Consider the following 23,245-nt stretch of genomic DNA (forward strand, 5'->3'; position numbering starts at 1 on the left):
GCTGAGTCACTCGCCTGAGTGAGTTGCGCGTGGCCTACGTGGGCAGAGCGCAACAGGAAGGGGCCCTGGCGATCCCAGGGCCCCTTTCGCATGCCTGCGCGCTCGAGTCGCGGGCGCATCCGCGTCGCGTGCGTCATGCGCCATGCGCCTTCCGCCATGCGCCATGCGCCGTGCGCCGTGCGCCGGGTTGCGCTGAGCCGCCGCGCTGCGCCGCGTGCCCTACGCGATGGCGCGGTCGACGATCTCCTTCGCCTCGGCCTGCACCTGCTTGAGGTGATCGGCGCCCTTGAACGACTCCGCGTAGATCTTGTAGACGTCCTCTGTCCCTGACGGGCGCGCCGCGAACCACGCGTTCTCGGTGACCACCTTCACGCCGCCGACGGCCGCCCCATTGCCCGGCGCCTCTGAGAGCTTCGCGGTGATCGGCTCGCCCGCGAGCTCGGTGGCGGTGATCGCGTCACCCGCGAGCTTCGCGAGCTTCGCCTTCTGATCCTTGCTCGCTGCCGCGTCGATGCGCTCGTAGACGGGGTCGCCGAATTGCGCGGTCAGCTCGCTGTAGAGCTGCGACGGACTCTTGCCGGTGACCGCGATGATCTCGCTGGCGAGCAGCGCGAGCAGGATGCCGTCTTTGTCGGTCGTCCACGCGGTTCCGTCCTTCCGCAGGAACGATGCGCCGGCGGATTCCTCGCCGCCGAACCCCACCGAGCCGTCGACCAGCCCCGGCACGAACCACTTGAAGCCGACAGGCACCTCCCACAGCTTCCGGCCCAGGGACTCCGCGACCCGGTCGATGATCGATGACGAGACGAGGGTCTTCCCGATGGCGGCATCCTCTCGCCACTGCGGGCGGTGGGTGTAGAGGTACTGGATCGCCACCGCGAGGTAGTGGTTCGGGTTCAGCAGCCCGCCGTCGGGTGTGACGATGCCGTGCCGGTCTGCGTCGGCGTCGTTGCCCGTGACCACCTGGAACTCGTCCTTGTGCTCGAGCACGCTCGCCATGACGTGCTTGCTCGACGGATCCATGCGGATCTTCTCGTCCCAGTCGAGCGTCATGAACGGCCACTTGGGGTCGACGCGCGGGTTCACGACGGTGAGGTCGAGCCCGTATTTCTCGCCGATGAGCTGCCAGTAGGCGACGGATGCCCCGCCGAGCGGGTCTGCGCCGATCTTCACGCCCGCAGACTTGATCGCCTCGATATCGATGATGTTGACGAGGTCGGCGACGTATTCCTCGCGGAAGTCGTACCCCTCGACCGCGCTCGGTTCTGCCCGCTCGACGCCCTTGAGACCGTCGGCAATGAGCTCGTTGGCGCGGTTCGCGATCCAGCTGGTGGCATCGGTGTCTGCGGGACCGCCGTGGGGCGGGTTGTACTTGAATCCGCCGTCGCGCGGAGGGTTGTGCGACGGCGTCACCACGATGCCGTCGGCGAGCGGGGCCTTGCCGTCTGCCCCGTTGTGCTCCCTGTTGTATTTGATGATCGCGTGGCTGACGGCGGGCGTCGGAACGTAGCCGTCGTGTGCGTCGGTGTAGACCTCGATCTGGTTGCCGACGAGCACCTCGAGCGCGGTCGTGAGGGCGGGGCCTGAGAGCACGTGTGTGTCGGCGCCGATGAACAGCGGGCCGGTGATGCCCTGCGTTTCGCGGTACTCCACGATCGCCTGAGTGCAGGCGGCGATGTGGTCTTCGTTGAAGGCGGTGTCGAGTGAGCTGCCGCGGTGGCCGGACGTACCGAACACCACACGCTGGGCCGGGTTCGAGGCGTCCGGTTTGAGCTCGTAATACGCCTTGACGACTGCCTCGTCATCGATGAGATCGGATTCCTGCGCGTACGTCCCTGCACGAGAAGTCATGGCCCCATCCTGGCAGGGGCTGCGGGGCTCGCGACAGGGGTTGAGCCGCTCGCGAAACCGCCCGTAATGCGGCGGCGCGAGGCCCGGTAGAGCCTGCGTAGCGGACGACGCGGCGCTCATGCGATGTCTCCTTGGGTGCGCAGTTGTGCGATGAGTGCGTGTTTGGGTTGCAGGCGGATGGGTTCTTGCCCGGGCCAGATGAGCCAGTAGGTCGATCCGCGGCGTTGGATTCTGCCGCCGTGGTTGTGGAGGTTCAGGTGGTCGGCTTTGCACAGCAGAACGCCGTCGCGGGTTTCGGTCTTCTGGTTGTCGGGGTGCTCGGACCAGGGGTTGATGTGGTGGGCTTCGGTCGCCTCCGGGGGCATGGTGCAGGCGGGCATGAGGCAGCCGCCGTCGCGGATGGCCATGGCGCGTCTTTGTCGGGCCGAGAAGGTGCGCTCTGCTTTGGTGGCGTCGATTGCTTGCCCGGTCTGGTCGAGCAGGATGCCGGCGATCGATCCGTCGCACAGGGCGGCGATCAGCTGCGGCCCGGAGACGGCGTGGGGCGCGCCGTCCAGCCAGGCGATGCCGTCGGGTGGCGGATCCGCCTCAGGTGGTGGGCTTCCGTCGGCCGCAGTTGGTGAGGCGTTCTGTCGTGCCCGGTCGGCGGTGATCCCCTTCTTCAGCTCGCCGGTGGTGACGGCGATGTTCACCGTGGGGGTGTACTTGCCGAACACACCGCCGGTGGTGACGCCGGCGATGAGGAAGGCGGTGAAGGTGTCGGCGAGGAGCTGTTCGTTGGTGCGGGCGTCCTGCTGAAGTTCGGCAGCGCGGGCGCGTTCCTCGTCGGTGAGGAACCGTGGCCCGCCGAGCCGCGGGGACAGGTGCCGGAAGATCGGTGTCCACAGCTGCGCGTCGGTGAGCGGGTCCACGAGCAGGTCGTACTTGACCATGCCGTCGCCGCGGACGGTGCGCTTCAGCGACCGCTGCTCGTAGAGCCGCTGCCCGTTGTTCTGCGCCCAGTCCTTGTCGAGGCTGGCGCGCACCGCTTTCGCGGCCCGCTCGAGTGCTTCGGGGGTGAGCTCCCCGTCCCAGCAGTCTTCGATCAGGCGCAGCACCGCGGCGCGGAACGCGGGGGTGGAGGCGTCGTCGCGGGGTGTTCCGAGCCCGGTCTTCAGCCGGTCGCCGCACTCCGCGGACAGCCACCCGTTCCTGACGGCGACGGCGACAGGCGCAGCCCAGTCACCCCCGACAGCGGCGAGCGCTCCAATGGAACGCGGCCCGGGCGAGGCATCCCCGGACTCAACAGGCGAAACCGCCGCGGCGGTCTCGAGCATGACCCCGACCCGCACGGCCTTCTTCGCATCCCCGAGGGAAGAGCCGGTGAGCTTCTGCACCAGCTCCGCCCCCGACTTCACCCCCGCCTTCCGAGCCAGCGACTCAGCACCGAGCTCGCGCGCCGAGCGCTCATCGATAACTGCAGCGGCGAGGGCGGCGCTTCGCTGCAGCGCCGAGAGTGCGCCGCCGAGCACACTGACCAGGTCGGTGAGCTCGGTATTGCTGAGCTGCCGGATGTCGGTGGCATGCGGCAGCATCCCGGCCACGAGACCGGGGAGCTGGCGCACGCGCTCGATGACTTCCGACATGCCCCAAGACTAGAACCGACCACCGACATTCAGAGCCGCACAACCGAATATGTGTACAACTTCCCTAACCCCGGCCTGTGTACGGAAAGATTCATAGCGTGACGAGCAACGCGAGCAACTCGACCAGCAACGCCAGCGACACCTACAGCTACCTCGGCCCAGCCGGCACCTTCACCGAGCTCGCGCTCAAGCAGGTCGAGGAGGCCAAGGGAAAGCCGTGGCGCGCGGTCAACAACGTGGGCGAAGCGCTCGACGATGTCGTCACGGGCCGATCGAAGGCCGCCGTGATCGCGATCGAGAACTCCATCGACGGCGGCGTCTCGGCCACGCAGGACGCCCTCGCGACCATCCCCGGCCTACGCATCGTGGGGGAGTACCTCGTCCCCGTCGGCTTCGTCCTCGTCGCACGCCCGGGCACGAAGCTCGAAGACGTCAGAACGATCGCCGCTCACCCCGTCGCCTACGCGCAGTGCCGCGGCTGGCTCGACAAGAACCTGCCAGAGCACTCCCACCTGCCCGCCGGCAGCAACGTGCAGGCGGCGACGCAGCTGCTGGACGAGAACGAGGACGGCGAGCAGGCATCCGTCGCCGACGCCGCCATCGCCCCGCCCACGATCGTCGACCACCACGCGCTCTCGGTGCTCGCCGAGAACATCATCGACAACCCGAACGCCGTCACCCGCTTCGCGCTCGTGAGCCGCGACCAGACGATCCCCAAAGCCACCGGCGCCGACAAGACGAGCCTCATCGCCGAGCTGCCGACCGACGCCCCCGGCGCGCTCGTCGAGCTGCTCGAGCAGTTCTCGACCCGCGGCGTCAGCATGAGTCTGCTCGAGTCGCGCCCGATCGGCGACGCCCTGGGGCGGCACCGCTTCATCATCGACCTCGAGGGCCACATCACCGAAGAGCGCATCGCCGATGCGCTGCTCGGCCTCTATCGCTTCACCCCGCGGGTGATCTTCCTCGGCTCGTACCCGCGCGCCGACCGCCAGCCCACCGAGTTCGACCCGCGCTACGCCGACGAGGTGTTCGTCGAGGCGCGCGACTGGCTGCGCGGGCTGCTGTCGGAGGAACCGGAGGAGCCGGAAGAATCAGAGCCAGAAGCATCGAGGGATGCCTGAGCCTCCAGCACCTCTTCGAGACGGTCCTCCACCGCGTCCATGAACGCGTTCGCCCACACGTCGTAGCCGCGATCGTTCGGGTGGAACAGGTCGCCCGCGAACTGCGTCGCCACGCCGCGCATGCCCTCGCGCCGCATGGTCTCGTGCAGGTCGACGACACGCAGCCCGTGGCGAGCGGCCGCGGCGCGAAGCATCCGGTTGCCCTCTGTCGCCTTTCGCTCGCCCGGCAGGAAGTAGAAGCTCGGCAGATCGGCGACGATCGCATGCGGCGCGAGCCGCGCGACCCGGCCGAGCAGCTCGTCGATCTGGGCGGCGAAGCGCGCCGAGTCCCAGCCCGCGACATCGTTCGCCCCGATGCTGACGGTCACGATCGCGTTCTCGAGCAGGGCGGGCTTGAGGCGCTCGAAGCGCGGCAATTCCTTGTCGAGCGCGATGCCGAGCGTCGCGCCCGAGATGCCGAGATTGATGACGCGGATGCTTTTCCGCGACAGCTTCTCGAGCCGCTTCGCGATCACGCCGACGTAGCTGCGGGCCGGCCTGGACGCCCCGATGCCCTGCGCGGCCGAGTCGCCGATCGCCACGTAGAGGATGTCGCCGGGCAACTCGCGCCGCGCACGCCAATAGGCGCTGTGCACGGGGATGTTCTCGGCCAGGATGTGCTGCCAGGTCGCCTGCCGGCGCATGAGCCAGCGGTACCAGGCATAACCGCCGCCGGCCGCGGCGGCGGTGACACCGAGAGCGACAAGAGCCTTCGAGCTGCGGCGCATGTAGTCAGGCTACGCGGGAACGCGCACGATCAGGCTGCCTGCGTCCGCGCGGAACACGGCCTTCGTCACGAGCCCGATCTCGTCGCCGTCGAGCTCGGCCTCGACCGGCTTCTCGAGCTTGACGCCGACGACCGGTCCCCGGGCGTACTCGAGCACGTTCGGCGAGAACTGCGACTGCACCCTGATGAGCTTCCGCCCGAGCTTCGTGTGCCGCAGCACCTGGTTCTCCCACACGAGGGTGCGGCCGATGTACAGCCAGCCGAACAGCGTGCGCGGGTGCATGATCGCCACGTCGAGCACGCCGTCGTCGATGCGCGCGTCGGGGATCAGCTCGACGCCGCCCGGCAGCCCGCCGACATTGCCGACGAGCACCGAGTGCACGTCGAAGGTGCGATTGAGCGGCCCCTCGCCGTCGATGCGCACGCGGGCGCGCACCGGCTTCGAGGTGATGAGAGAGCGCAGGATGCCGTCGACGTAGGCGATCCAGCCGAAGCGCTCCTTAAGGAAGGGACTCGTGTTCGCGATCATCGCGGCGTCGACGCCGACGCCGGCGACCACCGTGAACGCATGCTCGGTCGTTGCGATCTCGCCGCTGTCGTCCGCCGGGCGGGTGAACTCGGCGATGCCGACATCGATCGTGCGGTCCTGGCCGCTGAAGGCCACCTCGACTGCGGCCTCGGTGTTGCCGATCGGCAGGCCCAGGTTCCGTGCGAGCAGGTTGCCGGTGCCGCTCGGCACGATGCCGAGCGCGACGCCGGTGTTGCGCAGTGCCCCGGCCACCGCGCGCACGGTGCCGTCGCCGCCCGAGGCGAGCACGAGGCGCGCCCCCGCTGCGACCGCCTTGCGCGCGGCATCCGCCCCGAAATCATCCTCGGTGGTCTCGAACCACAGCGGCTTGCCCGCGCCCGTCGAGTGCGCGAACCGCGAAATCGACTGCCGCACGCGCATCGCGTCGCCCTTGATCGGATTGACGACCGCGGCGACCGTGTTCACGAGCGCGCCGCCGGGCACGGCACCGGCCGCGCCGCCGTCGGGCGCGCGCGAGATCTCGGGCGCTGGGTCGCTCATTCCCTCACGGTACCGTGCCGATCGCCAGGAGGCCGCCGCCTAGACTGATTGCGTGATCGACCCCGTTCTGCTGCGCGAGAATCCCGACGTCGTCAGAGCCTCTCAGGTGGCCAGGGGCGAGTCCCCTGACACGGTCGATGAGGCACTCGCCGCCGACCAGCAGCGCCGCAGCGCGATCGCCGAGTTCGAGACGCTGCGCGCCGAGCAGAACGCGCACGGGAAGCTCGTCGCGAAGGCGCCGAAGGAAGAGAAGCAGGCCCTCGTCGCCCAGGCGCAGGAGCTCGCGGCCAAGGTGAAGGCCGCGCAGGCCGCCGTCACCGACGCGGAAGCGCAGTTCGAGGCGGCCGTTCGCCGCCTCGGCAACATCATCATCGACGGGGTACCCGCGGGCGGCGAAGACGACTACGTCGTCGTCAAGACCGTCGGCGAGATCCCCAGCTTCGACTTCGAGCCGCGCGACCACCTCGAGCTCGGCGAGCTGCTCGGCGCGATCGACATGGCGCGCGGCGCCAAGGTCTCCGGTGCGCGCTTCGACTTCCTGCGCGGCATCGGCGCCCGCCTCGAGCTCGCCATCATGAACATGGCGCTCGACAAGGCGCTCGCGAACGGCTTCACGCCGCTCATCACGCCGACGCTGGTCAAGCCCGAGATCATGCAGGGCACCGGATTCCTCGGCGCGCACGCCGACGAGATCTATCGCCTTGAGGCCGACGACCTCTACCTCACCGGCACGAGCGAGGTCGCACTGGCCGGCTACCACTCCGACGAGATCATCGACCTCGAGAACGGCCCGCTGCGCTACGCCGGGTGGTCGACGTGCTACCGGCGCGAGGCGGGCTCGGCCGGCAAGGACACCCGCGGAATCATCCGCGTGCACCAGTTCAACAAGCTCGAGATGTTCGTCTACACGAAGCCCGAGCACGCCGAGGCTGAGCACGCCCGGCTGCTCGCCTGGCAGGAGGAGATGATGGCGGCGCTAGAGCTGAGTTACCGCGTCATCGACACCGCCGCCGGCGACCTGGGCTCGAGCGCCGCCCGCAAGTACGACGTCGAGGCGTGGGTGCCGACGCAGGGCGCCTACCGCGAGCTGACGTCGACGTCGAACTGCACCACCTTCCAGGCGCGGCGCCTCGGCATCCGCTACCGTCCCAGCGAAGACGACGGCGCAGGCAGCGCGAGCGGGGCGCCCAAGGCGGGCAAGACGGCGCCTGTCGCGACCCTCAACGGCACGCTCGCGACTACGCGCTGGATCGTCGCGATCCTCGAGACCCACCAGCAGGCCGACGGCTCTGTGCGGGTTCCCGAGGCGCTGCGCCCCTACCTCGGCGGACTCGAGACCCTGGTTCCGCAGGCGTGAGGAAGCTGATCGGTCTCGATGTCGACGGCACTCTGATCCGCATCGACGAGACGATCTCGCCCGCCGTGCGCGCGCAGGTCGAGCGCGTGCAGGCGGCCGGCCACGAGGTCACCCTCGCGACGGGTCGCAGCTGGGAGACCGCGCAGGGCATCCTTGAGCACTTCGGGCTCACTCCCGAGTACGTCGTGTGCTCGAACGGCGCCCTGATCATGCAGCGCGACGCCGCAGAGCCGACCGGCTATCGGCGCGAATGGGTCGAGACCTTCGACCCCACCGAGGTGCTGCAGACGATTCGGCCTCACCTGCCGCGTGGCAGCTTCATGGTCGAGGATGCCACGGGCTTCCGCCGCTACACAGAGGGCATGACCGACTGGGAGCTCAGCAACGCCGAGCAGGTCGACTTCGACCAGCTCGCAGGCTTCCCGGCGAGCCGCGTCGTGGTGGTCGCACCCGAGCTCGACACCGACGAGTTCCTCGACGTCGTGCGTGGCATGGGCCTCAACAAGGTCTCGTACTCGATCGGCTGGACTGCCTGGCTCGACATCGCGCCCATGGGCGTCAACAAGGGCACGGCGCTCGCGCGCGTGCGTGAAGAGCTGGGGATTCCCGGGCCGGACGTCCTCGTCGCGGGTGACGGCCGCAACGATCTCGAGATGTTCGAGTGGGCGGTCTCGATCGGCGGCCGCGCGGTCGCCATGGGCCAGGCCCCCGACGAGGTGAAGGCCGCCGCCAGCGAGGTCACGGGAACCGTCGACGAAGACGGCCTGGCCACCGTGCTCGCGGCGCTCTGACCGAGTGGCGCGCTGATCCTCGGCGGCAGCCCGCGGCTCTCTAAGTCCATTGCCAGGTCTGCTCTGAAAGGGTGGAGATCCGACCCCCGGATCCCAGCCACCCCCGGCCGACCCCCAAGGACGTGATGACCGACCCGACCGCTGCCCCGTTGCGACCGCGTCACGGTCGACCCGGCAGGCCGAAGTCGATTGCGCGTCACGGCAGGCTCAGCCGCAGGCATCCGTTCGCCTCATTGGGAAAGATCATCGCGGGAATCGCGGTCGTCGCCGGGGTGAGCGCGTTCTCGCTCACGACGATGGCGGTGGGCGACGTCGTGCACTCGACCAAGCCGGCCGTCGTGCTCGTCGACCCGACCACGCACAAAGAGGTCACCCAGCAGCAGGGCATCGAAGCGCTGCAGGGGTCGTTCAACGTGCTGCTCGCGGGCTCTGACTCCGGCGACGGCAACAAGGCCTACGGCGAGCGCGGCGAGAACCTCAACGACGTCACGATGCTCATGCACGTCTCGGCCGACCACCAGCACGTCACCGTCGTCAGCTTCCCGCGCGACATGCTCGTCCCGATTCCGTCGTGCCCGAACCCCAAGGGCGGCTACTACTCGGCGATGAGCGCGCAGAAGATCAACGTGACGCTCAGCTACGGCGGCCTCGCGTGCACGGCGCTAACGGTCGAGAAGCTCACCGGGCTGTCCATTCCGTATGCGGCGCTGATTCAGTTCGACGGCGTCGTCGACATGTCGAACGCCGTCGGTGGTGTGCCGGTCTGCCTCTCGGGTCCCATCAAGGATCCGTACACCGGCCTCGACCTGCCCGCCGGCACCAGCACCATCAAGGGCCAGCAGGCGCTCGCGTTCCTGCGTACCCGCCACGGCGTGGGCGACGGCTCCGACCTCGGCCGCATCAGCAACCAGCAGGTCTTCCTGTCATCGCTGGTGCGCACGATCAAGTCGGCTGACACGCTCGGCAACCCGCTGAAGGTGTACTCGCTCGCGAAGGCCGCCGCCTCGAACATGCAGCTGTCGACCTCGCTGTCGAACGTGCAGACCATGGCGTCGATGGCTGTCGCGCTCAAGGGCGCCGACCTGGCCAACGTCGTCTTCGTGCAGTTCCCGACGAACTACGTCGACGGCGGCGGCGCGGTCGCCCCCGACGAAGCGGGCGAGCAGGCGCTCCTCACCGCGTTGCAGCACGATGAGCCGGTGCAGGTGACGGGCACGACTGGCATCGGATCTGTGCAGGATCCGTCGCATGCGACGAGCGCGAGCGCGGCGACCGGTGCGGCGACGGATGCCGCGTCCGCGCCGACCCCGACGCCGAGTACTGCCCCCACCGCAGGCTCGACCCCGAGCGCCTCGCCGAGCAGCAGCGCCGTCGCCCTGCCGAGCGAGGTGCACGGCCAGTCCGCCGACGACTACACCTGCTCGCGGCCCTACGGCAAATAGTCACAGCTCGGCTCGATAGACTCGACGCGGATGCGTGGCAGAGCGGCCTAATGCGGCGGTCTTGAAAACCGCTGACGAGCGATCGTCCGGGGGTTCAAATCCCTCCGCATCCGCCAAGCGAACCAGGCGTTCTGTCCCCTGACCGGGGGATCTGACCGTTACGCCCTCGAGACCAGCCCCTTGAACAGTCGCTATTGACGTGGGCCATAATGACCACGGAGCGTCGCCTTCCCGACGCGATGATCATTGTGGGGTCCAGGTGCCTGAAGCACGTCGGTCGGCAGCGCGGCGCAAGCCGGTGTTGCGGCATGCACGCGGGCTGGCGAAGCATCCCCTCGTCTTTGCGAGCAAGCTCGTGGCATCCGTCGTCAGCGTGGCCGTGGTCAGCTCGCTCAGCATCGCGGCCATCGCGCTCGCCGACGTCAACCGCAACGTTCAGCAGAACTCGCAGGTGCACCTCGTCCAGCAGAAGACGGGCACCGCGGCGCCCGTCACGAAGGCCGTCGAACCCCAGGCGACCGCGCTGGCCGGTGAATTCAACGTGCTGCTCGTCGGCACGGACACGCGCACCGGCCAAGGCGCGAAGTTCCAGAACCGAGCCGACCTGAAGGCGTCGAGCGGCGCGGGCAACAACGACGTGACGATGCTGCTGCATGTGAACGCGGCGCACACGGCGGCCACCGTCGTCAGCTTCCCGCGCGACCTCGTCATTCCGATCCCGTCCTGCCCGAGCCCCAACGGCGGCTGGTACAGCGCGATGTCGGCGCAGATGCTGAACACGTCCCTGACGTACGGCGGCCTGACCTGCCCGGTACTGACGATCGAGAAGCTTCTCGACATCGACGACATCAACTACGCGGCCGAGATCAGCTTCGACGGAGTGGCTGCGATGTCTGACGCGGTCGGCGGCGTGCCGGTGTGCCTCGCGACGCCGATCAACGACCCCTACGTCGGTCTCAAGCTGCCGGCAGGCACGAGCACGATCAAGGGCCAGGACGCGCTCGCGTTCCTGCGCTCACGCCACGGCGTCGACGACGGCAGCGACCTCGCCCGCATCAGCAACCAGCAGAACTTCCTCTCGTCGCTGCTGCGCACGGTCACCTCGGCGGGCACGCTCAGCAACCCGATCAAGCTCTATCAGCTCGCCGAAGCGGCGACTCAGAACATGACCCTGTCCGACACGTTGGGGAACACGCAGACGATGGTCGGCATGGCGGTGGCGCTCAAGAGCATCCCGCTGTCGCAGATCACCTTCGTGCAGTACCCCGTGGTCAGCGACCCGTCGAACGCGAACCGTGTCGTCCCCGACAGCTACGGTGCGTCCGTGCTCGCCGACGCGATCCAGAAGGACCAGCCCGTCGTGCTCTCGGCGTCGACGGGTCGCGGCACTGTTCTCGCCGGCGGGTCGGGCGGCACCGGGGGCGGCACGGGTTCCACCGCGCCCACGACGCCGGCCACCAGCCCGACGACGCCTGAGACGACAGCGACCACGCCGCCTGGCGAGGTGCAGCTCACGCGCGGCGCGACGGGGCAGACCGCCGACCAGCAGACCTGCACGAAGGGCGTGACCGGCCGCCCAGGCGAGTGACGCAGGCTGGCTGATCAGGCCGGTTGCGCCTGATAAGGTGTAACGGATGCCCGCCCCGGTGGGCATTGGAGACGTCGCATAGTCCGGTCGAGTGCACCACCCTGCTAAGGTGGAGTCCCCTTCTTGGGGACCGAGGGTTCAAATCCCTCCGTCTCCGCACTTTTCTTTGTTATCAGCCCCACTTTTTTCGGGCTGCCGATCACGTGCTGAGGCCCTCGGCCGTTCTCAGGAATGCCGCCCAGGACTGTGACGGGACGGTGGCCGAATCGAGCGTGCCAGCCCAGCGCGGTTTACATCGACGCCGAGCACGTGTGCGTACGTTTCCCACGCAACTGCTTGCATTCGCGCCCTCAAATCGCGCCCTGCGCATCTGATCCGCTAACACGGTTCGTCGGAAACCGTCGTCGACGATGCATAGCGTCGTCGCGCGGATCAGTTCTTCTTCAGACACCAGGCTCGATGTTGCAGTTGAGGTGTCAATGCGGGCATCTCCACCGTGCGGGGTAAACGTGCATTGATACAGACTTACGCCTCGCGGCAGCGGGCTCGGCCCCCAAAGCGCACGATGAGGGACCGCCTTGCGGGCACACGTACGCAGGCAGGTGGCGCGCTGCGCATCACGCGGTGTGGCGGTTTCGATACTGTCTGAGCATGATGTCGCGCGGTGTGGCAGCTGTTCTCGGAATCGAGATGGCGCTGGTTGCGCTTGCGCTCAGCGGATGCGCGGGCACGCCAGGCACGTGGTTCACGCCGTCGAGGCCCACCATCTCGGTCACCGCGACTGCGTCGTGCCCGGCGGTCCTCGGCTCCGCGCGTGACGTGCCGGATCGTTCGGGCGGGTCCGGGAAGCTACTGCCGGATTCCCGACAGCCGACCGCCGCGCTGGTCTGTTCTTACAAGAACCGGGATCTTGCTTCACAAACCCAGCTAGGGGCTGAAGGCTCCCGCGAGCTGGCATCCGTTATCAACAAGATCGACCTCGCGAAGCCGAAGGGCAACTTCAACTGTCCCGCATTATTCGACGAGGTCACCATCATGGCGTTCCAGTTCGGGCACGCGGACGACGTTGATTTGTGGTGGAACGCTTCTGGCTGCCAGACCCTCGACAATGGCCGGCTGGGCGCGTTCGAGGGCGCCAACCCCTCATTCTACGAAGCGTTCCAGAACACGTACGCCCGGCTCGTGCCCGCCGCAACCAGATAACGACCGAACTTCAACCTGCATCTCGTCAGCGCTCGGCTAGGGCCCGCACGCTGACCGATCGGCTAGTGAGATGCCTGCCTCGCGGCGATTCTCAGCGCTGCGACATTGTCTTGGCGGCGGCTTCAAGACCAGCGAGGGACTTGAGTTGTTCCACGCGGACGACTTCGGTGAGGCGCTCGGAGTCGAGAATGATGCGGGTCAGCCGGATCGATTTGTCGATTTGTGCGTGAATGAACGCCAGATCGGACTCACTCAGGGTGAGGTCGAGAGTTGCGTCGCGGGGTGGCCACCCTACCGGGCCGTGGCCGCGAAGCGGATGCGCTGCGTTCGCATCCCAGCCGCGTTGGCGGAGTTGCTGAGCATGGTCGACGACGTTCTCCTCGTCGGACTCGCCTGACTGGATGATGTCGGAAATCGTGTTGTCCAGCACAGCGTCTATAACGAGCCAGGCGTCAACGCTGATCATACGGCGACCCTAGCAATGGCGGACGCTGCAGTCCTCGGGCGGCGCGCTTGCGCACATTGCAGTCTGCGGGTGCTGAAGCCGACCGACCTACGTTCGGGTGCGGACGGCTCAGTTGACCGAGTCGTCCGACTCTGCGAGATCCACGAAGAAGTCACGTTCAGGCTCGGCATGGCCGACATCGGCTGGAGGCGTATCCGGGCGGATCACTAGGGCGCCGGAATCCGTCGAGCCGTAAGAGACAACGTCCACGGCGACGGAGTCCCACCGGTAGAGGATCGTCCCTGCGGCGGGGCGCTGCGAGATGATGTAGAAGAGCCCCGGCCACGCCAGCGCCCCGATGGGCGGACCATCAGGGTCCGGATTCGCCAACACCACACCCGCATCGTGCGCGACATCGCGACCGACATGGAACGGCAGCCCCACGACATCGGGCACTGTCACTCGATCGGCCGATCGCTCACGCACTTGCAGGACGATACGCCGCGCTACGCTGGGCCGCACGCCCGCTAGGCGATCCGTCACCGCGCGGCTGCGTTGCCCCGCACGCTCGGTTCCGCAGCCGCGCTCGCCAGCGACGGGCCAGGGCAACGCTTCTCTTGCGCCGCGGTACGTCTGGGTGAGCAATCGTTGTCGCCACGCTTCGCGTCACTGCCTCACCAGGTTTGACGGCGGCCAATTTGGCCCCGTTGCAAGCTGTACGCCGATGTAGATCGCCGCAATTGCTGCCGCAAGGATCACGATGGTGATCGCCGCGGCCGGCACCGTGACGCGTCTGCGGCGTGCCACGACAATCGCAAGGACGATTCCTGCTGCGAACAGGCCGACCATCGGGAGCAGACTCACGACGATGAATAGCGGTGAGCCGCCCTCCACATCGGCGGGGACGTTCGGACCGTACGCGACTGAAGCTTTGCTGTATTCGGCGGCTTGATCGGCGATGGTGAAGACGACGATCCGGTAGGCGGGCAGCATGGCCAGCCCGGTGGCCGCCAAGATCAGCGCAATGTAGAGGATCGAGGTGCTCTGCCGCGCCGCTGTTGAGGCCGGGTGCGCTGCGGGCATTGGGTCAGTCATAGACGGCGGTGTGACAGTCGGCCGCATCGTGCCGTGCGGCGGCGACGCGCTGGATCGTCAGGGTTTGACCCACCAGGAGCTGGTCATCGTGCCCGTTGAGCCAGTCGTTGGCGCCGTAGATGTCCGCGTTGCACAGTCCGAAGCGGTATGCAATCGCAGAGATCGTGTCGGACGGCTCCACGGTGTAGGCGAATGTGGTCGCCGTGGTTGCTTTCGCGTCCCCTGTGGCGTCCAGTTGCGGTCCTGCGTCCCTGGGGGCGGTCAGCGGGGCCATGCTCTGTGAACTCGGTGCGCTGGATGGTGCCTCCGATGGTGAGGCCGATGCAACACCCGACTTCGACGACGGCACCGCTCCACGTAAATGCACGACGGAGAGAATCGCCGCGGCGGCGATGAAGATGAAAGCGAGCGCTCCGACGAGGAGAATGCTTCGCGATCGCATCGACATGTGTCTAGGTTATTCAGCGCAAGAAGCGATGCGCCCCGCGAAAGTGCGAGTCAGACAGCCGCACGAGAGTGTGGCGACTCCTGCCCTACATCAGCACAATCTCGCCTTGTTGCTGAGTCAGCGTGCTGGAGATTCCGAGCCCAGGTTGACAGCGGCGCTGCCCGCAGCGATTGTGACGAGCCCGATAACCGCAGCGGTAGCGGTTGACACGCCGTGCGCGGTGACGAGCGTTCCGGTCAGCGCAGCCGCGGCCGCGATTCCGGTCGCGGATGCCGTGTTCACCCACGTGAAGGCCTCGGTGATGCGCGACGAGGCGACGCATGCCTGCACGAGTTGTGAGCTGGAGGCGATGAGCGGCGCGATCGCCGTCCCGCCGACAAGAAGCATGACCATGAGCCCAGGAATCGCGGGCCATACTGCTCCGGTCACGACGCCGGCGACTAGGACGAGCGAAGCGGCAAGCTGTATCGCGCGTGGGCGCGGCGCGGCCCTCCACGCACCATAGGCAAGCCCGCTGAGGATGCTTGCTGCGCTGCTCAGGGCGAGGATCGCGCCCGTCAACGGCTGAAGGCCGCGTGCAGTAGCAGCTGCGGTGACTATGACGGGGACCGCGCCGATCCGCCTGCGTGCTGGGGCGATCTTTGCCGTTGCTAGTCGGCGGGACGACACTGCGTGTATGAACGAGGATGCGCGTAGGACGACGGTTTTTGTGCCGGCGCATGCCATATCGCTGGAGGTCGTGGCCTGGTCGAGCACCGATCCGCATGTCGGCGTCGCCGCGACATTGCCGGGACCTGACGGTCACTATCGCCTGACGGTCCACACGATGGTCCGGACGGGGGAGCGTCTCTCGGGCAATGGAGTCGCGCAGCGGGTCGCAACGGACCCTGTAGCGCTGGCTTCCAGCGCCGCCTGGGAGCTCCTCGCATCACGGCTGGCGCCAATTGAGTCAGAGGAGCAACGGCCTGCGGCACGCGCGGCCGTGGAAGACGTGGACCGGCGAGTGGCTGCCGCGGCGGCCGACGCGGGCGATCTGACGATGTGGGAACTACGTCCGGTAATCGTCGAGGGCGACCGATTCGCCCTGCATGTGCGCGCGTTCCCCGAGGGGTTCGCGGCCTTCGCCGATCTCGGTCCGGAGGTGGTCACCATCAGCGGACCGCACCTGCCACCCGTCCTAGAACTGCAGCGCCGTGAATCGCAAGGCGCACGACTTCTGCCCGACCCGAGTTGAGCAAGCGACGCGTGCAGTAAAGGACCGCCCAGCGCCGCGCGCTTGTTACTACCCAGTGCGCGTCGGTCGCCAGATCTGCCTGGGCTTGTAGCCGTGTTTCTGAAGCCAGTGCTCGGTATAGCCGGTGCGCGATGGAGCGATGATCGTCAGCGGATCGGGAGCTCGGCAACCCGGTCCAGGCGCTTCACCTGTGCCGCCGCCTACAAGTTGATTTCTGCACGCAACTAGTTTATAGTTGCATCGTGAAACAATCGCGGAACGATGCCGAACGCCGGCTGCAGGCGCAGCTCATGCGCATCTGGCACCGCCACACCGCGGCGACCGCCCTGCTGATCGAGAGCGACAGCGCCCTCGACCCCGTGGCGCAGCTGCTGCTGCGCATGATCATCACCCAGGGGCCCGTGCGCTCGAGCGGGCTCGCCGAGCAGATCGGGCTCTCTCGCCCCGCGGTCAGCCGGCGCATCGCCTCGCTCGAGAAGGCCGGCTTCGTGGCATCCGTTCGCGATCCGCAGGACGGCCGCGCGAGCCTGCTCACCGCGTCCGCAGACGGTGCGGCGCGCATCGAGGCGATCACGCGCAGCGGCGCGACGACCGTCAAGGATCTCGTCGAGGACTTCACCGTCGACGAGATCGCCACCCTCGCCCAGCTTCTCGAGCGACTCAACGACAAATCGAGCGCTCGTCTCGCAACCAACCTCACGAAGGAATCACATGACCACAACGGCTGAAGTCGCTACCGCGACAGAAGCGCCGGCCCCTGTCGGCATCCGCGCCCGCTATCGCGCCTGGTACGCGAAGCTGCCCACCGGGCTGCAGATGATCGGCATGCAGGTCTGGCTTCCGGTTTTCTTCGTGATCGCGTTCGTGTTCTGCTACGTGTTCGCCTTCCACGCGCCGGCCTTCAAGAACGTGCCGGTCGCGGTCGTCGGCCCGACCTCCGTGATGCAGCCGGTCGCCGAGCAGCTGCAGGGCGAGTCCAAGGGCGCCGTGAAGGTGCGCGTCATCGAGTCGATCGACGAGGCCAAGGCCGAGGTGCGCAGCGGTGAGATCGCCGCCGCCTTCCAGCCCGGTCAGGGCGAGGCGAACCTCGTGATCGCGAGCGCCGGCAGCTTCCAGCTCGCGAGCCTGTCTCAGCAGTTCTTCCAGCAGGTCGGCGCGGCCTCGCACACGACGGTCCACGTCCAGGATCTGGCGCCGCTGCCGTCGTACGACTCCATCGGCACCTCGCTCTTCTACCTCACGCTGGTGTGCTCGATCAGTGGATACATGATCTCGATGTTCGTCGGCATGATGGGCGGCGGCCTCAAGCACTACCAGCGCTTCTCGGTGTTCGCCGCCTCGAGCATCCTGCTGCCGGGCCTCGCCCTGCTGCTCGCACGCTTCGTCGTCCACGCCGTCGACGGCCACTTCTTCCAGCTCTGGGCGATCGGCGCCGCGACGAGCTTCGCGATCGGATGCGTGGTCAACGGCCTCGCCTACTTCATGGGTCGTTTCGTGACCGGCGCGGCGCTGCTGCTCTTCGTTTTCGCGAACGTGCCCGGCTCGGGCGGCGCCTACCCGCCTGCTCTCGTGCCGCAGCCCTTCCGCTTCCTGCACGACTTTGTGACGGGCACCGCGACGATCAACCTGTTCCGCCGCACCGCCTACGGCGTCGGGCCCGAGGCCTGGCACGGCTGGCTCGTGCTCGGAATCTACGCGGCGATCGGCATCGTGCTCGCGCTCGTCGGCAAGCCGTACTTCGTCTGGCGCCAGCGCCGCCTGCGCGCCGCCGGCAAGAAGTCGATGATGATCACGGCGCAGATCGCGTCGATGACGCACGCCGGGTATGTCACGCCCGTCGTCGCGCCGAGCACTGGGGCGACGGATGCCTCGACCGAGCAGCCCGAGAAGGAGTCTGCGCCCGCCACTGCGCCACAGATCGCGCCACAGACCGCGTCACAGACCGCGCCACAGATCGCGGCGCCCGCGGCGGAGACGACTGCACCCGAAGCAGCCGCCCCCGCCCACGCCGCCGCTCCGCTCGTCGCCCAGCCGGGCACGCCTGCCACGGTGGCAGCCCCTGCACCGCAGTCGTTCGTCGTGACGGCGATCGCGGCCTCCGACTCGGGGCCGGTCGAGCTGACGGTTCGCGTGCAGGCGACCGGCGAACTCGCGCCAGCCACCCCCGCGCCCGGTGCCGCCCCCGCTGCCGGTGAGCACCACCGCCGCGAGCGCCGCCCGCAGGACCGCGAGGAGGCGCAGCGCGACGAGGAGCGCGGCATGGACTACTCGGTCGAAGAGGCCGACGGCGACGCCATCGCCGCCGAGACCGGCGCGCTCGGCTGACTTCGCAGGTCGCGCACGCGTCCACCGGCGCGACAATAGAACGGATGCCTCGCCCACCGGCCTCTGAGAGACAGCGCATCGGCCGCACACCGATGACGCTCGAGGAGGCGTTGCGCATCGAGCACCAGGCGGCCAACGGCGCCCTCGACCTCTCCGTCGATCGCACCGCCGAAATCGTCGAGGAAGCCCACCGCGTTCACCTGCGCGCAGAGATCTGGGGCGCGAGCGGCGACGAGCGCAAGCGGATGCATCGACTGGTCGGCATCGGCGCAGCATCCGTTCTCGTCTTCATCGGCGGCCTCGTCGCCTGCCTCGCGTTCACGCAGTAAGCGCGACCGACCGACGAGGGTCCGACTTACCCCCTTGCCCTTATCGCCCGACCTTCCCGAACAGCGACGCGATCGGCGCGACCACGAGCGGCCGGGCGGCGACCCACCCGGCGGCCAGCACCACGAGGGCGGCCACGAAGATCCAGAACCCGGTCCAGCTGATGACGTCGCTGTGGCCGTACATGTGGTTCAGGTTCCGCAGCGCACCGGTGGCGAAGACGAGCGCGACGTGCACCACGATGAACGCGCAGAACACGATCATCGTCGGGAAGTGGACCGCCCGGGCAAGCGGCGCGGGGTAGATCTTGCTGGCGCGCTCCCACTCGCGCTTCCACAGCCCCGACATGCGCACGCCCGTGACGATCGCGAGCGGCGCGAGCAGGAAGACCACACCGAAGTAGCTCAGCTGCTGCAGGCTGTTGTAGTTCGTCCAGCCGTCCTCGGTGGGCCAGTTCAGCGAGGCGTACTTGATCGCCGCCGTCAGCGCGTTCGGGAACACCGACCAGCTCGTCGGCACGATGCGCATCCACTGGCCGGTCGCGAACAGCGCCACGATGAACACGACGCCGTTCAGCACCCAGAGCAGGTCGAGCGACTGGTGCAGCCACACGGTGAGGCTGATGCGCCGCTTCGTATTCCAACGCGGCGACCAGCTCGCCGGCGGCTTGCGCTCGCCCCTGATCTGGATGCCCGTGCGGATCACCAGCAGCATGAAGAACGTGTTGAGGAAGTGCTGCCACTCGAGCCACACCGGCATGCCCACCGGCGCGGACTTCGGCAGCTCGTAGCTTCCCGGGTACGTCTTCACGAAGTCAGCCGCCCACTGGAAGGTGAGCAGCCCGCGCGCAGCCAGGATGATCAGCAGCACGAACGCCGCGATGCCCGCGACGCCGCCGATCGAGCGCCACACCCATTGCGTGAGCGTGAGGCCGCGATAGGTGCGCGGCTCTTTCGCGGGCGCAGGAGCAGGGCGAGCGGATGCCTGCGGCGCGGCTGCCGTGGCCGCGGGTGCCGGCTTCGCGGCTGCGGTCGCGGTCGGCGCCTGACCGGGAGTGGCTGCCGGTGCGGGAGTGGCTGCCGGCGCCGCAGCAGCGGGCTGTGCGGGGGCCGAGGGCTTCGCGGGCTCGGCGGCGACGCGTGCGGCCGCGGCGGGCTGCGCAGCGGCCGGGGCGGCAGCGGCGGGCGCGGGTGCAGCCGGTGCGGGAGAACTGGCCGCCGGAGCCGCTGGCGCCGGAGCGGCAGCTGCCGCAGCCGCGAGGGCGGCGTCATCGATGTCAGGCCAGGCGGGGCCGCCGGCCACGCGCGGGAGTCCGCGGCGAATGTGGCGGGGAACCGCGACGGCAGCAGCGGCCGGTGCCGCGGCAGCGGGCGCAGCCGCAGAAGCCTCTGCGGCAGGGGCGGCGGCAGGTGCTGCCGCGGTTTCGCTGGTGACAGCGTCAGGGGTTGCGGTCGGCGCAGGTGCAGCCGGCGCTGCCGCGGCGACGGCCGCGAGAGCCGCGTCATCGACCTGAGGCCACGGAGCGCCCCCGGCGACACGGGGGAGCCCGCGGCGGATCCGGGTGGGCACGGCGGCGGTGCGAGCGGCGGGAGCCGCAGGTGCGCCCGCAGCAGGGGCCGCGGGCGCCGGCGCAGCTGCCGGAGCAGCAGGCGTCGCGACCACGGTGGCGACCGAAGCGGCGGGCGCCACTGGCTGCGCGGGCGCCGCGGTCGAAGCATCCGCCCCGGCGCTCGGCACAGCAGCCGCGCGCGCCGCGACCTGCACCTCCGCGGCGGGCGGCCAGGGCTCGCCGCCGCGCACGCGCGGCAGTCCGCGGCGAATCGACTTCGTCGTCGTGTCAGCCACGGGCCTCAGCCCCGCTTCGCCTTGATCGCGTCCACGAGCTGCGGCACGACCTGGAACACGTCACCCACCACGCCGAAGTCGGCGACGTCGAAGATGGGCGCGTCGGCGTCCTTGTTGATGGCGACGATCGTCTTCGCGGTCTGCATGCCGGCGAGGTGCTGGATGGCGCCCGAGATGCCGAGCGCGACATACAGCTGCGGCGACACCGAGACACCGGTCTGCCCCACCTGGTGCGCGTAGGGGATGTACCCGGCGTCGACCGCGGCGCGAGAGGCGCCGACCGCAGCGCCGAGGGCGTCGGCGAGCTCTTCGACGAGCGCGAACTTCTCTGCGGAGCCGAGCCCGCGGCCGCCCGAGACGACGCGGGCGGCGCCGCGCAGCTCCGGCCGCGAGGACGCGCTCTCGACCGGCTCGCGCGCCGTGACCTTCGCAGTCTGCGCGGGCGCGGCGACGTCGAGCTTGGTGACGCTGGGCGTGACGGAGGCGAGGGATGCCTCGGCCGCACCGGCGCGCAGCGTGATCACCGTCACGCCGAAGGTGACGGCGGAGTCGACGTTGAAGGTGCCGCCGAACACCGAGTGGTGGGCGACGAGGCCCTCGTCGTCGCGCGAGACGCCGACGGCGTCGACCGCGAGGGCGTTCCCGGTGCGCACGGCGAAGCGGGCGGCGGCGTCGCGGGCCTCGATCGTGTTCGAGACGATCACGGCCTCCGGCGCGACGAGCGCGGCCGCCGCGGTGAGGGCATCGGCATACGCGGCGCTCGGCACGGCTGCGTCGTCGAGGGTCTCTGCGACGAGCACCTGCGAGATGCCGAGCTCGCCGAGAGCACTGGCCGAGGCATCCGCCCCGCCCGCGGGCGTGACGACGACCGCGACGGGCGTGCCGACGCCGGCCGCGACAGAGGCGAGCTGCGCGACGGTCTTGGCGGGCGCGCCGCCCGCGGTCAGCTCGGCGAGGATCAGGATGGCGTCGCCCGGGAACGTCGAGTCGGTCACAGGAGCCCCTTCTGAGCGAGGAAGTCGGTGAGCTGGGCGGCGGCGGTGCCGTCGTCTTCGATTTTGATGCCCGCGCCGCGCGGCGGCTGCTCGGCCGCGGCGGTCATGATCGACCGGGGCACGAGCTCGTCGGCGTCGACGCCGAGCTCGGCGAGCGAGTGGACGTCGAACGGCTTCTTCTTCGCCGCCATGATGCCCTTGAGGCTCGCGAAGCGCGGGTCGGGCATCTGCTCAGTGATCGAGACGACCGCGGGCAGGGCGAGTTCGACGCCGAGCTTGGCGCCGTCGACCGTGCGCTCGCCGCGGATCACGCCGACACCGCCACCCTCGCCTGCGACGATCTCCGCCTTGTCGAGCGCGGTGACGCTCGGCAGCCCGAGGTGCTCGGCGACCATCGAGGGGATGACGCCACCAGAGCCGTCGGTCGAGACGTTCCCGGTGATGATCAGGTCTGCCTCGACCTTCCGAAGCACGGCTGCGAGCGTGGTCGCGGTCAGCGTCAGGTCGGCGCCGGCCAGCGCGGCATCCGCCACCTGCACGACCCGGTGCGCGCCCATCGCGAGCGCCTTGCGCAGCGAGTTCGCGGCGACCTCCGGGCTCACCGACACGGCGACGATCTCGGTGTCAGGGGCGGATTCCGCGTACGAGATCGCGAACTCGAGCGCGCGCTCGCCGATCTCGTCGAGCACCCGGTCGCTGGCGTCGCGGTTCGCGAGCCCCGTCTCGAGGTCGAGCTTCCGGGCGCCGTACGTGTCCGGCACCTCTTTCACCAGGACAGCGATTCTCATGTGCTGCTGTTGCCTTTCGTCTTCGAAATGGCCCCCGCCGGCGGTCACGCCGATCGAAGTACGAAGCTCCCTCTATCGAGAACGACGTCCCCGCGTTCGCCGTTGACGCGGAACAGATGCCGGTCTCCATCGTTCCATACGCTGATCCGCAAACGCTCACCCGGGAACACCGGCTTGCTGAAGCGACCGGAGAGCGTGTCGAAGCGCGCGGGGTCGCCGTCGGCGAGTGCATTGAGCAACACGCGCCCCACGACGCCGTAGGTGCACATTCCGTGCAGGATGGGCCGCGGGAATCCGGCGCGGCTCGCGAAGGCCGGGTCGGAGTGCAGGGGATTGTGATCGCCGCTCAGGCGATAGAGCAGGGCCTGGTCAGGGCGAGTGGATGCTTCGAGCACGACGTCCGCGTCGCGTTCGGGCACCGCCCACTCATCGCGAGGGCCGGGGATGCCGAAGCCGCCCTCGCCGCGGATGAAGAGTGCAGAGCGCGTCGTCACGAGGGGCTCACCGGCGCCGGGCTCTCGCCCCGTCGTCTCACTCACGACGAGGGCGCCGCTGCCCTTGTCGTAGATGCCGGTGATCGTCGAGCTCACCTCGAGCTCGCCGCTCGCCGGCAGAGCACCCGCCAGGTTGGTGCTCTGCTCGGCGTGCACGAGCATGGCGGGATTGAAGGTTCCGATATCGAGCTTCGACGCGCCGCGGAACTGCGTGAGGATCGCCCCGAAGGTCGGCAGCACGCGCTGCTCGACCCCGTCGCTGTTCTCGGTCGTGAAGGCGAGTTCGGCGAGCGGGTCGTCCTGCCCGGCGCCCACGCCGATCGCGTACAGCAGTGCCTCGTCGGCCTTCCAGCTCACCGTCTTCGGGGCGCTGGACTTCCCCACGGCGTTCAGATCGAGCGGCATCCTTCTTCTTCCTTCTGCATCGTCTCTCGCG

At 68.8% G+C, this 23,245-nt stretch carries 23 protein-coding genes and 2 tRNA genes; 12 read left to right on the top strand and 13 right to left on the bottom strand.

Annotated elements, in window-relative coordinates; genetic code table 11:
• Nucleotides 1–219: 219 nt before the first annotated feature.
• Both pgm and ABD736_RS11805 read right to left on the bottom strand, forming a co-directional pair.
• Nucleotides 220–1,851: a phosphoglucomutase (alpha-D-glucose-1,6-bisphosphate-dependent) gene (pgm, locus tag ABD736_RS11800; protein WP_344791970.1), complete on the bottom strand. Its 1,632-nt coding sequence runs from the start codon at nt 1,849–1,851 to the stop codon at nt 220–222.
• A 116-nt stretch (nt 1,852–1,967) separates the two neighbouring features.
• Nucleotides 1,968–3,476: an HNH endonuclease signature motif containing protein gene (locus ABD736_RS11805; RefSeq protein ID WP_344791971.1), complete on the bottom strand. Its 1,509-nt coding sequence runs from the start codon at nt 3,474–3,476 to the stop codon at nt 1,968–1,970.
• Between the two features lie 98 nt (nt 3,477–3,574).
• Between ABD736_RS11805 and pheA the strand changes: the two genes are divergently transcribed.
• Nucleotides 3,575–4,597 carry a prephenate dehydratase gene (pheA, locus tag ABD736_RS11810; protein ID WP_344791972.1) on the top strand — a complete coding sequence of 341 codons (1,023 nt, stop codon included), beginning with the start codon at nt 3,575–3,577 and terminating at the stop codon, nt 4,595–4,597.
• Here the strand turns inward: pheA and ABD736_RS11815 are convergent.
• Together ABD736_RS11815 and ABD736_RS11820 are read right to left on the bottom strand one after the other, a co-directional pair.
• On the bottom strand, nt 4,489–5,364 hold the full coding sequence (locus tag ABD736_RS11815; RefSeq protein WP_344791973.1) for an SGNH/GDSL hydrolase family protein: 876 nt from the start codon (nt 5,362–5,364) through the stop codon (nt 4,489–4,491). The genes pheA and ABD736_RS11815 overlap by 109 nt on opposite strands.
• 9 nt (nt 5,365–5,373) lie before the next feature.
• Nucleotides 5,374–6,432 (bottom strand): diacylglycerol/lipid kinase family protein, encoded by a 1,059-nt coding sequence (locus ABD736_RS11820; protein WP_344791974.1) that lies wholly within the window; start codon nt 6,430–6,432, stop codon nt 5,374–5,376.
• A gap of 52 nt (nt 6,433–6,484) precedes the next feature.
• Between ABD736_RS11820 and serS the strand changes: the two genes are divergently transcribed.
• The 7 genes from serS (at nt 6,485) to ABD736_RS11855 (ending at nt 12,813) form a co-directional block, all read left to right on the top strand.
• Nucleotides 6,485–7,789, top strand: coding sequence for a serine--tRNA ligase (serS, locus tag ABD736_RS11825; protein WP_344791975.1), 1,305 nt, complete (start codon nt 6,485–6,487; stop codon nt 7,787–7,789).
• The gene (locus tag ABD736_RS11830) at nt 7,786–8,580 is read left to right on the top strand and encodes an HAD family hydrolase (RefSeq protein WP_344791976.1); all 795 of its coding nucleotides are present in this window, start codon (nt 7,786–7,788) and stop codon (nt 8,578–8,580) included. The genes serS and ABD736_RS11830 overlap by 4 nt, the downstream gene beginning before the upstream one ends.
• Before the next feature lie 233 nt (nt 8,581–8,813).
• Complete coding sequence (locus ABD736_RS11835) at nt 8,814–10,022, top strand: LCP family protein (RefSeq protein WP_344791977.1); 1,209 nt, start codon at nt 8,814–8,816, stop codon at nt 10,020–10,022.
• A 28-nt stretch (nt 10,023–10,050) separates the two neighbouring features.
• Nucleotides 10,051–10,138: transfer RNA gene (locus tag ABD736_RS11840), tRNA-Ser, on the top strand.
• A gap of 143 nt (nt 10,139–10,281) precedes the next feature.
• On the top strand, nt 10,282–11,610 hold the full coding sequence (locus ABD736_RS11845) for an LCP family protein (RefSeq protein ID WP_344791978.1): 1,329 nt from the start codon (nt 10,282–10,284) through the stop codon (nt 11,608–11,610).
• 67 nt (nt 11,611–11,677) lie between these two features.
• A tRNA-Ser gene (locus tag ABD736_RS11850) sits at nt 11,678–11,767 on the top strand.
• 494 nt (nt 11,768–12,261) lie between these two features.
• Nucleotides 12,262–12,813, top strand: a complete 552-nt coding sequence (locus tag ABD736_RS11855; RefSeq protein WP_344791979.1) for a hypothetical protein — start codon at nt 12,262–12,264, stop codon at nt 12,811–12,813.
• A gap of 91 nt (nt 12,814–12,904) precedes the next feature.
• Here the strand turns inward: ABD736_RS11855 and ABD736_RS11860 are convergent, their stop codons facing one another.
• The 5 genes from ABD736_RS11860 to ABD736_RS11880 form a co-directional block, all read right to left on the bottom strand.
• The gene (locus ABD736_RS11860) at nt 12,905–13,279 is read right to left on the bottom strand and encodes a hypothetical protein (RefSeq protein ID WP_344791980.1); all 375 of its coding nucleotides are present in this window, start codon (nt 13,277–13,279) and stop codon (nt 12,905–12,907) included.
• A 108-nt stretch (nt 13,280–13,387) separates the two neighbouring features.
• Nucleotides 13,388–13,714, bottom strand: coding sequence for a hypothetical protein (locus ABD736_RS11865; RefSeq protein ID WP_344791981.1), 327 nt, complete (start codon nt 13,712–13,714; stop codon nt 13,388–13,390).
• A 210-nt stretch (nt 13,715–13,924) separates the two neighbouring features.
• On the bottom strand, nt 13,925–14,341 hold the full coding sequence (locus tag ABD736_RS11870) for a hypothetical protein (RefSeq protein ID WP_344791982.1): 417 nt from the start codon (nt 14,339–14,341) through the stop codon (nt 13,925–13,927).
• Nucleotides 14,342–14,345: 4 nt separating this feature from the next.
• Nucleotides 14,346–14,801: a LysM peptidoglycan-binding domain-containing protein gene (locus tag ABD736_RS11875; RefSeq protein ID WP_344791983.1), complete on the bottom strand. Its 456-nt coding sequence runs from the start codon at nt 14,799–14,801 to the stop codon at nt 14,346–14,348.
• 117 nt (nt 14,802–14,918) lie between these two features.
• Nucleotides 14,919–15,230: a hypothetical protein gene (locus tag ABD736_RS11880; protein ID WP_344791984.1), complete on the bottom strand. Its 312-nt coding sequence runs from the start codon at nt 15,228–15,230 to the stop codon at nt 14,919–14,921.
• Between the two features lie 247 nt (nt 15,231–15,477).
• Between ABD736_RS11880 and ABD736_RS11885 the strand changes: the two genes are divergently transcribed.
• The 4 genes from ABD736_RS11885 to ABD736_RS11900 all read left to right on the top strand — a co-directional run bounded on the left by ABD736_RS11885 (nt 15,478) and on the right by ABD736_RS11900 (nt 18,689).
• Complete coding sequence (locus ABD736_RS11885; RefSeq protein ID WP_344791985.1) at nt 15,478–16,035, top strand: hypothetical protein; 558 nt, start codon at nt 15,478–15,480, stop codon at nt 16,033–16,035.
• Between the two features lie 242 nt (nt 16,036–16,277).
• Entirely contained in the window at nt 16,278–16,763 is a 486-nt protein-coding gene (locus ABD736_RS11890; RefSeq protein WP_344791986.1) for a MarR family winged helix-turn-helix transcriptional regulator, read from the top strand.
• A complete protein-coding gene (locus ABD736_RS11895) occupies nt 16,747–18,360 on the top strand; it encodes an ABC transporter permease (protein WP_344791987.1) in 1,614 nt (537 codons plus the stop codon). Before ABD736_RS11890 ends, ABD736_RS11895 begins: the two co-directional genes overlap by 17 nt.
• Nucleotides 18,361–18,404: 44 nt before the next feature.
• Nucleotides 18,405–18,689 carry a hypothetical protein gene (locus ABD736_RS11900; protein ID WP_344791988.1) on the top strand — a complete coding sequence of 95 codons (285 nt, stop codon included), beginning with the start codon at nt 18,405–18,407 and terminating at the stop codon, nt 18,687–18,689.
• Between the two features lie 40 nt (nt 18,690–18,729).
• Here ABD736_RS11900 and ABD736_RS11905 read toward each other — a convergent pair whose 3' ends face one another.
• The 4 genes from ABD736_RS11905 to ABD736_RS11920 are packed head-to-tail and all read right to left on the bottom strand — an operon-like array spanning nt 18,730 to nt 23,214.
• Complete coding sequence (locus tag ABD736_RS11905) at nt 18,730–20,532, bottom strand: cytochrome b/b6 domain-containing protein (protein WP_344791989.1); 1,803 nt, start codon at nt 20,530–20,532, stop codon at nt 18,730–18,732.
• Nucleotides 20,533–20,537: 5 nt separating this feature from the next.
• A complete protein-coding gene (locus tag ABD736_RS11910; protein WP_344791990.1) occupies nt 20,538–21,527 on the bottom strand; it encodes an electron transfer flavoprotein subunit alpha/FixB family protein in 990 nt (329 codons plus the stop codon).
• A complete protein-coding gene (locus tag ABD736_RS11915) occupies nt 21,524–22,315 on the bottom strand; it encodes an electron transfer flavoprotein subunit beta/FixA family protein (RefSeq protein WP_344791991.1) in 792 nt (263 codons plus the stop codon). The genes ABD736_RS11910 and ABD736_RS11915 overlap by 4 nt, the downstream gene beginning before the upstream one ends.
• A gap of 44 nt (nt 22,316–22,359) precedes the next feature.
• Nucleotides 22,360–23,214, bottom strand: a complete 855-nt coding sequence (locus ABD736_RS11920) for a MaoC/PaaZ C-terminal domain-containing protein (protein WP_344791992.1) — start codon at nt 23,212–23,214, stop codon at nt 22,360–22,362.
• Nucleotides 23,215–23,245 lie beyond the last annotated feature (31 nt).

Source organism: Gryllotalpicola daejeonensis (genome assembly GCF_039538145.1).
Taxonomy (GTDB): domain Bacteria; phylum Actinomycetota; class Actinomycetes; order Actinomycetales; family Microbacteriaceae; genus Gryllotalpicola; species Gryllotalpicola daejeonensis.

What these genes read in the sequence shown, in the direction of transcription:
- pgm (WP_344791970.1), bottom strand. Translation starts at nt 1,851, where the DNA reads ATGACTTCTCGTGCAGGGACGTACGCGCAGGAATCCGATCTCATCGAT.
- ABD736_RS11805 (WP_344791971.1), bottom strand. Translation starts at nt 3,476, where the DNA reads ATGTCGGAAGTCATCGAGCGCGTGCGCCAGCTCCCCGGTCTCGTGGCC.
- ABD736_RS11815 (WP_344791973.1), bottom strand. Translation starts at nt 5,364, where the DNA reads ATGCGCCGCAGCTCGAAGGCTCTTGTCGCTCTCGGTGTCACCGCCGCC.
- ABD736_RS11820 (WP_344791974.1), bottom strand. Translation starts at nt 6,432, where the DNA reads ATGAGCGACCCAGCGCCCGAGATCTCGCGCGCGCCCGACGGCGGCGCG.
- ABD736_RS11855 (WP_344791979.1), top strand. Translation starts at nt 12,262, where the DNA reads ATGATGTCGCGCGGTGTGGCAGCTGTTCTCGGAATCGAGATGGCGCTG.
- ABD736_RS11860 (WP_344791980.1), bottom strand. Translation starts at nt 13,279, where the DNA reads ATGATCAGCGTTGACGCCTGGCTCGTTATAGACGCTGTGCTGGACAAC.
- ABD736_RS11870 (WP_344791982.1), bottom strand. Translation starts at nt 14,341, where the DNA reads ATGCCCGCAGCGCACCCGGCCTCAACAGCGGCGCGGCAGAGCACCTCG.
- ABD736_RS11875 (WP_344791983.1), bottom strand. Translation starts at nt 14,801, where the DNA reads ATGTCGATGCGATCGCGAAGCATTCTCCTCGTCGGAGCGCTCGCTTTC.
- ABD736_RS11885 (WP_344791985.1), top strand. Translation starts at nt 15,478, where the DNA reads ATGAACGAGGATGCGCGTAGGACGACGGTTTTTGTGCCGGCGCATGCC.
- ABD736_RS11895 (WP_344791987.1), top strand. Translation starts at nt 16,747, where the DNA reads ATGACCACAACGGCTGAAGTCGCTACCGCGACAGAAGCGCCGGCCCCT.
- ABD736_RS11900 (WP_344791988.1), top strand. Translation starts at nt 18,405, where the DNA reads ATGCCTCGCCCACCGGCCTCTGAGAGACAGCGCATCGGCCGCACACCG.
- ABD736_RS11915 (WP_344791991.1), bottom strand. Translation starts at nt 22,315, where the DNA reads ATGAGAATCGCTGTCCTGGTGAAAGAGGTGCCGGACACGTACGGCGCC.
- ABD736_RS11920 (WP_344791992.1), bottom strand. Translation starts at nt 23,214, where the DNA reads ATGCCGCTCGATCTGAACGCCGTGGGGAAGTCCAGCGCCCCGAAGACG.